The sequence below is a fragment of the Micromonospora okii genome (assembly GCF_020884795.1).
GTDB classification, from domain to species: Bacteria; Actinomycetota; Actinomycetes; order Mycobacteriales; family Micromonosporaceae; genus Micromonospora; species Micromonospora okii.
The window spans coordinates 50800-60647 of record NZ_BBZF01000021.1 but is presented as its reverse complement, the minus strand read 5'-3'; the positions used below and the strand labels follow the sequence as shown (position 1 = coordinate 60647).

Annotated in this window: 4 protein-coding genes; all 4 read left to right on the top strand. The window is 74.1% G+C overall.

Translation table 11 applies throughout. The features are described from left to right. Nucleotide 1 precedes the first annotated feature (1 nt). Genes LPU43_RS20295 through LPU43_RS20280 form a run of 4 tightly spaced genes read left to right on the top strand, consistent with a single transcriptional unit; the run spans nt 2 to nt 9841 of the window. Nucleotides 2–955: a TauD/TfdA family dioxygenase gene (locus tag LPU43_RS20295; protein WP_229402067.1), complete on the top strand. Its 954-nt coding sequence runs from the start codon at nt 2–4 to the stop codon at nt 953–955. Then, nucleotides 955–1143, top strand: a complete 189-nt coding sequence (locus LPU43_RS20290) for an MbtH family protein (protein WP_229402066.1) — start codon at nt 955–957, stop codon at nt 1141–1143. Before LPU43_RS20295 ends, LPU43_RS20290 begins: the two co-directional genes overlap by 1 nt. Beyond that, nucleotides 1140–4262 carry a non-ribosomal peptide synthetase gene (locus tag LPU43_RS20285; RefSeq protein ID WP_229402065.1) on the top strand — a complete coding sequence of 1041 codons (3123 nt, stop codon included), beginning with the start codon at nt 1140–1142 and terminating at the stop codon, nt 4260–4262. Before LPU43_RS20290 ends, LPU43_RS20285 begins: the two co-directional genes overlap by 4 nt. Continuing rightward, on the top strand, nt 4259–9841 hold the full coding sequence (locus tag LPU43_RS20280; RefSeq protein WP_229402064.1) for a non-ribosomal peptide synthetase/MFS transporter: 5583 nt from the start codon (nt 4259–4261) through the stop codon (nt 9839–9841). The genes LPU43_RS20285 and LPU43_RS20280 overlap by 4 nt, the downstream gene beginning before the upstream one ends. Nucleotides 9842–9848 lie beyond the last annotated feature (7 nt).

Sequence of the window (9848 nt, the reverse complement as noted above, 5' to 3'; positions counted from 1 at the left end):
CATGAGCGACACGATCGCCACGCTGCCGGTGGTCGTCGAGAACGACGGCCGGGCACTGACCGACCTCATCGACGCCCGCCGTGCCGAGCTGCGGGCCACCCTCGCCGAGCACGGCGGGCTGCTGTTCCGCGGCTTCGACGTCGGGGGCGTCGACGGCTTCGACGCGGTGGTGCGGGCGCTGGCCGGCGAGCCGCTGCTCTACACCGAGCGGTCCTCGCCCCGGCACTCCATCAAGGGCCGGGTCTACACCTCGACCGACTACCCGCCGGACGAGGAGATCTTCCTGCACAACGAGAACTCGTACCAGGCGCGCTGGCCGCTGACGCTGTTCTTCTGGTGCGTCACCCCGCCGGAGACCCTCGGCGCGACGCCGCTGGCCGACGTGCGCCGGGTGTACGAGCTGATCGACCCGGCGGTGCGGGAGGAGTTCGTCCGCCGCAGGTGGATGCTGATGCGCAACTTTCACGCCGACTTCGGCACGCGCTGGCAGGACGTCTTCGGCACCGACGACCGGGGCGAGGTCGAGGCGTACGCGGCGGCGAACCGGATCGCCGTGGAGTGGGTGGGCCGCGACGGGCTGCGCACCCGCGCCGTCCGCGACGCGGTGCACTTCCGGCCCGGCTCGGACACCCCGCGCTGGTTCAACCACGCCACGTTCTTCCACCTCAGCACCCTGCCGGCGGACTACCAGGAGGGGCTGCTGGCGATGTTCGGCCCCGAGGGGCTGCCGTCGCAGACCTACTACGGCGACGGCGGCGAGATCCCCCTCGACGTGGTGGAGCACCTGCGGTCCGCGTACCGGGCCGCCTCCGTCCGCTTCGACTACCAGCGCGACGACGTGCTGGTGGTGGACAACATGACCGCCGCGCACGCCCGGGAGCCGTTCACCGGCCCCCGCAAGATCGCCGTCGCGATGGCCGAGCCGCACAACCCCGAGAGCAGTGGAGACAACTGATGGCCGAATCCCGATTCCTGGTCGTGCGCAACGACGAGGAGCAGTACTCGATCTGGTCGGCCGACCGGGAGCTCCCCGCTGGCTGGCACGACACCGGCTTCGCCGGCAGCCGCGAGGAGTGCCTCGCGCACATCGACACCGTCTGGACCGACATGCGCCCCCGCTCCGTCCGCGAGGCTCTCTCATGAGTAGAGAGTGGACGTTCCCCGCCTCCTTCGCGCAGGAGCGGGTATGGATGGCCAACCAGCTCGACCCCGGCTCGCCGGTCTACAACGTCTCCAACCCGTGGCCCTTCCCACGGGAGCTGGACGCCGACGCGGCCCGCGGCGTCCTCGACCGGGTCGTCGCCCGGCACGAGGCGCTCCGCACCCACCTGCGGATGGACGACGGGGCCCTGGTGCAGGTGGTCCGCGAGCACGAGCCGGTGCGGGTCGAGGCCGAGGACCTGTCGGGCCTGCCGGAGGCCGAGCGCACCGCCCGGTACCGGGCGATCCGCGAGGAGCTGGCCCGCACCCCGATCCCGCTGGACGCCGCGCCCCTGTGGCGGGCCCGGCTGGTGAAGGTCACCGACGCCTGGACGCTCCAGTTCGTGGTGCACCACGCCGTCTTCGACGCCCACTCGGCGGTGCTGTTCACCCGCGAGCTGGCCGCGTTCGCCGCCGCCGCGGTCACCGGCGGGCCCGCCGACGTGGCCGAGCTGCCCATCCAGTACGCCGACTTCGCGGCCTGGCAGCGCGAGCAGCTCGCCGGGCCGGAACTCGACCGGCAGCTCGCCTTCTGGACCGACCACCTCGCCGGCGCCCCGGCGGTGACCGGGCTGCCGCTGGACCGGCCCCGCCCGGCCCGGCTCGGCTTCGCCGGCGACGAGGTGCGCTTCGACCTGCCCGACGGGCTGCTGGACGCCGTGGGCCGGCTCGCCACCGCCTCGGCCGCCACCCCGTACATGGTGCTGCTGGCCGGGTTCGCGGCCCTGCTGTCGCGGGTCTCCGGCGACGACACCGTGGTCGTCGGGGTCTCCACCGCCGGCCGGGACACCCCCGAGGTGAGCCCGCTGATCGGCATGTTCGTCAACCCGGTGGCGCTGCGCTGCGACCTGGCCGGCGACCCGACCGTCGCCGAGCTGCTCGACCGGGTCCGCGACGGCCTGATCGACGCGATGGAGCACGGGCAGACGCCGTTCCAGAAGATCGTCGAGGCGGTCGCGCCCCGGCGGGACCCGTCGGTGCAGCCGATCTTCCAGACCGCGCTGAACTTCATCCCCGACTCCGGCCTGGACCCGGTGCCGCTGGGCACCACCAAGGACGACCTGGCCTTCGACATCACCACCGGGGAGAGCCGGCTGGTCTACCGGACCGACCTGTTCGACCGGGCCACCGCCGAGGCGATCGTCGCCCGGTACGTCCGGCTGCTGGCCGCCGCCGTCGCCGAGCCCGCCCGGCGGGTGGCCGAGCTGCCGCTGCTCGACGACGCCGAGCGGCGGCAGGTGCTGGACACCTGGAACGCCACCGCCCACGACCGGCCCGCCAGCACGATCGTCGCCGAGGTGCAGCGGCAGGCCGCCGCGACGCCGGGCGCGGTCGCGCTGGTCTGCGACGGCGCGGAGCTGACCTACGCCGAGCTGAACGCCGCCGCGAACCGGCTGGCTCGGCTGCTGGTGGCGCGCGGGGCCGGCCCGGAGACCCGGGTGGCGCTCGCCCTGCCCCGCTCGACGGAGCTGCTGGTGGCGATCCTCGCCGTGCTCAAGTCCGGGGCCGCGTACGTGCCTGTGGACACGGGCTACCCGGCGGCGCGGATCGCGTACCTGCTGGAAGACGCCGAGCCGGCGCTGGTGCTGGCCGCCGCCGACACGGCGAACCTGGTGCCGGGCGACGCGCTGGTGCTCGACCCGCTCACCGCCGCCGACCTCGACGCGTCCGACCTGACCGACGCCGACCGGGTCGCCCCGCTGCGCCCGGAGCACCCGGCGTACGTGCTCTACACCTCCGGGTCGACCGGCCGCCCCAAGGGCGTCGTGGTGGAGCACCGGTCGGTGACGGCGTACCTGGCCTGGGCCCGGCACACCTACCCGGGCCTGGCCGGCACCGCGCTGCTGCACTCGCCGGTGTCGTTCGACCTCACCGTCACCGGCCTGCTCGGGCCGCTCACCGCCGGCGGCACCGTCCGCCTCGCGGCGATCGACTCCCCGGCCGCCCGCACGGGTGGGCGGCCCGATTTCCTCAAGGTCACCCCGAGCCACCTGCCGCTGCTCGACGACGTGCTCTCCCCGACGACGGACCTGGTCATCGGCGGCGAGGCGCTCACGGGCGAGCAGCTCGCCGGCTGGCGGGCCGCCCACCCCGAGGTGGCGGTGATCAACGAGTACGGCCCGACGGAGGCCACGGTCGGCTGCGTCGCCGCCCGGATCGCACCCGGGCAGGACGCCCCCGCCGGGGCCGTGCCGATCGGCACCCCGACGTGGAACACCCGGGCGCTGCTGCTCGACGCCGCGCTGAACCCGGTGCCCCCGGGCGTGGCCGGCGAGCTGTACGTCGCCGGCGACCAGCTCGCCCGGGGCTACCTGCGCCGCCCCGGGCTGACCGCCGAGCGCTTCCTGCCCTGCCCGTACGGGCCAGCGGGGCAGCGGATGTACCGCACCGGCGACCTGGCCCGGTGGCGGGCCGACGGGACGATGGAGTACCTGGGCCGCCGCGACGACCAGGTGAAGGTGCGCGGCATGCGCATCGAGCTGGGCGAGATCGAGTCGGCCCTGCTGGCCCGGCCCGGCGTCCGGGAGGCCGCCGTCGTGGTGCGCGCCGAGGACGGCGAGCCCACCCTGGTCGGCTACCTGGTCGGCGACGTCGACCAGGCGGCGCTCGCCACCGACCTGGCCCGGGAGCTGCCGGCGCACCTCGTGCCGGCCGCGTTCGTCGCGCTCGACGCGCTGCCGCTGACCCCGAACGGGAAGCTGGACCGGGCCGCGCTGCCCGCGCCGGCCGCCCCGGCGGTGGCCGAGGACGCCTACGTCGCCCCGCGCACCGACGCCGAGACCCTGGTCGCGGAGGTGTACGCCGACATCCTCGGCGTGGAGAAGGTCGGCGCGCGCGACGACTTCTTCGCCCTCGGCGGCAACTCCCTGCGCGGGATGCGGGCGATGGCCCGCATCCGGGCCGAGGTGGACGTGGACCTGCCGATGCGGGCGCTGTTCGCCAGCCCCGTGGTGGCCGACCTGGCCGCCCAGATCGAGAGCCTGATCGCCGCGGAGCTCGACGGGCTCTCCGACACCGAGGTCGCCGCGCTGCTGGCGACGGAAGAAGGACGCACCACATGACCGACCTGAAGGATCCGGCCCGGGAGGCGGCCCGGCAGGCGCTGATCGCCAAGCGGCTGCGCAAGCGCCAGGTCGCCGCCCCGGCCGCCCGGATCACCCCCCGGCCCGCCGGGGCCGAGGTGCCGCTGTCGTACGCCCAGGAGCGGGTCTGGTTCATGGACCAGCTCGCCCCGGGCGAGGCGGCGTACCACATCGCGGTGCCGCTGCGGGTGCGCGGCCCGCTCGACGTCGCGGCCCTGCGCGCCGCCCTGGCCGGGCTGACCGCCCGGCACGAGTCGCTGCGCACCCGGTTCCCCGCCGACGCCGACGGCCGCCCCACGACGGTGATCGAGGAGTCCGTCGAGGTGCCGCTGACCGTTACGGAGGCGCCCGACGCCGACGCCGCGCAGGCGCTGGTCGAGGCCGCCTCCATGGAGCCGTTCGACCTGGCCGACGGGCCGCTGCTGCGCGCCCTGCTGATCCGGCTCGCCGGGGACGACGATAATCCGGCCTCCGCGCCGCAAGACGGCACTCCGGACCGGATGAACGTCGACGACCACGTCCTCTTCCTCAGCCAGCACCACATCGTCGGCGACGGCTGGTCGGTGGACGTGCTGCTGCGCGACCTGATCACCCTCTACCACGGCGGCGAGCCGCCCGCCCTGCCCGTGCAGTACGGCGACTTCGCCGTCTGGGAGGCCGGCGAGCTGGACGGGCCGGCGGCCCGGGGCCACCTGGACTGGTGGAAGGACCGGCTGGCCGGGATCACCCCGCTGGAGCTGCCGCTGGACGCGCCCCGCCCGGCGACCCAGACCTACCGGGGTGACTTCGTCGAGTTCCAGCTCGACCCGGCCGACACCGAACGGCTCCAGGAGCTCACCCGGGCCGGCGGCGGCACCCTGTTCATGACGCTGCTCGCCGCGTACCAGGTGCTGCTGTCCCGGCACGCCGGCCAGGAGGACTTCGCCGTCGGCGCGTCCGTCGCCGGCCGCTCCGCCCCGGAGCTGGAGAACCTCGTCGGCATGTTCATCAACATGCTGCCGCTCCGCGCCGAGCTGGGCGGCGACCCGACGTTCGCCGAGCTGCTGGAGCGCACCCGGCGCGGGGTGCTGGACGCCTTCGAGCACGCCGACGTGCCGTTCGCGAAGGTGGTCCACGAGCTGAACCTGCCCCGGGACGTCAGCCGCTCCCCGGTGTTCCAGGCCATGTTCGTGCTCCAGAACTACGAGATGGGCCGGTTCACCGGCGTCTCCGACGACGCCGACGTGCGCTTCGGGTGGACCCCGATGGAGCTGAAGGCCACCCGGTTCGACTTCGAGCTGCACGCCGTGGAGACCGTCGACGGGCTCTGGGGGAAGCTGGTCTTCAACACCGACCTGTTCACCCGGGCCACCGTCGAGCGGATCGCGCGGCGCTGGACCGCCCTGCTGCGGGCGGTCGTCGCCGCGCCGGACACCCCGATCTCCGCCCTCGACCTGCTCGCCCCCGACGAGCGGGCGCTGCTGGCCGGCTGGAACGACACCGCCGCCGACTTCCCGGCGGGGGAGACCCTGCACGGCCCCATCGAGGAGCGCGCGGCGGCCACGCCCGACGCGGTGGCGCTCACCTTCGAGGGCCGCGGCGTGACGTACGCGGAGCTGAACGCCGCCGCGAACCGCGTCGCGCACCGGCTGCGCGCCGCCGGGGTGGGCCCGGAGACCCTCGTCGGGGTGTGCGCGGAACGCTCGGTGGAGCTGGTCGCCGGGCTGCTCGGGGTACTCAAGGCCGGCGGCGCGTACCTGCCGCTGGACCCGGAGTACCCGGCCGACCGGCTGTCCTTCATGGTCACCGACGCCGCCGCGCCCGTCGTGCTCACGCAGGAGCACCTGCGCGGCACGCTGCCGGACACCGGCGCGACCGTCCTCGTCCTCGACGACGCGGCGACCTGGGCCGACCAGCCCGCCACCGACCCCGCCCCGCTGGCCGGGCCGGGCAACCTCGCGTACGTCATCTACACCTCCGGCTCCACCGGCCGCCCGAAGGGGGTGCCGAACACCCACCGGGGCATCGTCAACCGGCTGGACTGGATGCAGAAGGCGTACCGGCTCGGCGACGACGACGCGGTGCTCCAGAAGACCCCGGCCAGCTTCGACGTGTCGGTGTGGGAGTTCTTCTGGCCGCTGCGCACCGGCGCCCGGCTGGTGCTGGCGAAGCCCGGCGGGCACAAGGACGCCGGGTACCTGCGTGACCTGTTGGTCTCCGAGCGGGTCACCACCGCCCACTTCGTCCCGTCGATGCTGACGGTCTTCCTCGGTGAGGACGGCGTCGAGGCGGCCACCGCCCTGCGCCGGGTGATCTGCTCCGGTGAGGAGCTGCCGCTCGCCTCGGCCGTGGAGTTCACCACCCGGCTGCCCTGGTCCGAGCTGCACAACCTGTACGGCCCGACCGAGGCGGCCATCGACGTCAGCGCCTGGCACTGCGACCCGGCGCGGCTGGCCGGGCTGACCGGCGTGCCGATCGGCGCCCCGATCGCCAACCTGCGGCTGCACGTGCTCGACCCGGCCGGCAACGAGTGCCCGGTCGGCGTCGCGGGGGAGCTGCACATCGGCGGCGTCGGCCTGGCCCGGGGCTACCACCGCCGGCCGGCGCTGACCGCCGAGCGGTTCGTGCCCGACCCGTTCTCGGGCGAGCCCGGCGCGCGGCTGTACCGCACCGGCGACCTGGCCCGCTGGGTGGTCGCGCCGGACGGCTCCCCGGACGCCGCACCCGGCGGCGTGGTGGAGTTCCTCGGCCGCATCGACCACCAGGTGAAGCTGCGCGGCCTGCGCATCGAGCTGGGCGAGATCGAGAGCGCCCTGCGCGGGCAGCCGGCGGTGGCCGAGGCGGCGGTGATCGTCCGCGAGGACACCCCGGGCGACAAGCGGCTCACCGCGTACGTGGTGGGCGACGCCGAGCACGCCGCGCTCAAGGCGGCGCTGAAGGAGACCCTGCCGGAGTACATGGTGCCGGCGGCGTTCGTCACCCTCGACGCGCTGCCGCTGAGCCCCAACGGCAAGCTCGACCGCCGGGCGCTGCCCGCCCCGGTGGTCACCCGCGAGGCGTCGGTGGCGCTGGTCGAGCCGCGCGACGACACCGAGCGGCTGCTGGCCGGCATCTGGTCGGAGGTGCTGGGCGTGGAGACGCTCGGCATCGACGACGACTTCTTCGACCTGGGCGGCCACTCGATGCTCGCCACGCAGGTCGTGGCGAAGATCCGCAAGGCGGAGCACGGCGGGCGGCCGGTCGGCGTGATGGACCTGTTCCAGCAGCGCACGATCCGCGAGCTGGCCGCGTTCATGACCGCCGACGCCGCCGACGACGGCCCCCGCCGGCTGCTCTACGAGCTGACCAAGCCGATCCCGGCCGGCAAGCGGCTGCGCACGTACGTCTGCGTCCCGTACGGCGGCGGCAGCGCGATCGTCTACCAGCCCCTCGCCGACGCGCTGCCCGCCGGCAACGCCCTGTACTCGCTGGCGATCCCCGGGCACGACGTGGGGCTCAGCGAGGAGGGCCTGCCGTTCGAGGAGCTGACCCGCCGGGTCGCCGACGAGATCGTGGAGCGCATCGAGGGCCCGATCGTGCTCTACGGCCACTGCGGCGTCGGCAGCGCCATCGTCGCCGAGGTGGCCCGCAAGGTCGAGGCGGCCGGGCGGGAGCTGGAGGCGCTCTACATCGGCGCGATGTTCCCGTTCGCCCGCCCGAAGGGCCCCCTCGCGGCGCTGCGCAACCGCCTGGAGCAACTGCGCAGCAACAAGCACTACGCGAGCTGGCTCAAGTCGATGGGCGTGGACACCGACGAGCTGGACCCGGAGCAGGCCGACCGGATCATCAGCAACATGCGGGCCGACTCCCGCGCCTCCGAGGAGTACTTCACCGGGCTGCTCGACTCGGGCGCGGCGAAGCTGCGCGCCCCGATCGTCTCGGTGGTCGGCTCCGAGGACCCGGTGACGGACTACCACACCGAGCGGTACGCCGAGTGGCAGTTCCTCACCGACACCGTCGGGCTGGTCGTCCTCGACCAGGCGGGGCACTTCTTCCTCAAGTACCGGGCCGACGAGCTGGCCGAGATCGTCACGACGGTGCACCCGGCGGTGCGCGCGGGCGACACCGCCGCGCTGGAGGCCCCCGCCCGGGGCGAGGAGGCCGGCTGGGTGGTCGCGGACCACCAGCGCGTCGGCGTGGAGCCGGACGCGGGCAAGACGGTGGTGAAGCCGAGCATGGCCCGGTTCGTCGCGGTCACCACCGGCCAGCTCGTCTCCACCACCGGCTCGGCGCTGACCGCGTTCGCCGTGCCGATCTGGCTGTTCACCAAGACCGGCTCGGTGACGAACCTGGGCCTGCTCTGGGCCCTGGCGCTGGTCTGCGGCGTGCTGATGCTGCCGGTCGCGGGCGCGATCACCGACCGGATCAGCCGCCGGAAGATCATGATGATCGCCAGCTCCAGCGCCGGGACGGTCCAGCTCGTGCTGGCCGCCCTGCTCTGGACGGACAACCTGCGACTGTGGATGATCTACGTCCTGGTGGCGCTGAGCCAGGTCGCGGGGTCGTTCCAGCGCATCGCGTTCCAGTCGGCCGTGCCGCAGCTCGTGCCGAAGCGCTACCTCGGCCACGCCATGGGCGTCACCCAGCTCACCAACGGCGTCGCCATGCTGCTGATGCCGGTCTTCGCCGCCGGCCTGCTGGCCACCATCGAACTCAAGGGCATCCTGCTCATCGACGTGGCCAGCTACGTGGTGGCGGTGGTGACCCTGGCGGTGGTCCGCTTCCCCGACCTGCTGGGCTTCCGGCCGAAGGAACGGCTGCTGGTGGCGATCGCCAACGGGCTGCGCTACTCCTGGCAGCACCGGGGCTTCCGGCTCATGCTCGGCTACTTCGCCGTGGGCAACATCTTCCTGGCCCCGGCGCTGGTGCTGACCACCCCGCTGGTGCTGTCGTTCGGCACCGCCACCCAGGTGGCGCAGGTCGCCCTGGCCGAGGCGCTCGGCGCGGTGGCCGGCGGCGTGCTGATGTCGCTCTGGGGCGGCCCGCGTCACCGGCGCATGATCGGCGTGCTGATCGGCAACCTCGGCACCGCGCTGGGCTGCGTCGTGATCGGCCTGGACGCCTCGGTGGCGATGATCTGCGTCGGGGTGTTCTGGCTGGGCATGGCGATGACCACCGCCCAGTCGATCTACGCCACGATCGTCCAGGTGAAGGTGCCGCAGCGCTTCCACGGCCGGGTGTTCAGCCTGAACCAGACCATCTCCTGGTCGACCCTGCCGATCGGTTTCGCGCTGGTCGCCCCGGGGGCCACCAGCCTCTTCGAGCCGATGCTCGCCCCGGGCGGCGCGCTGGCCGGCTCGGTGGGCGCGGTCATCGGCACCGGCCCGGGCCGGGGCATCGGCTTCGCGTACATCTGCTTCGGCGCGGCGCTGGTGCTGGTCACCCTCGGCGGCTTCGCGATCCGGCTGCTGCGGAACTTCGACACGGAGGTGCCCGACTCGCTGCCGGACGACCTGGTCGGCGCGCAGGAGCGCGAGCGGCGGCTGGCCGCCCGCGCCGCCGAGCGTCAGGAGGAGGAGAAGGTGCCGGTGGCGGCCTGACGCCGCA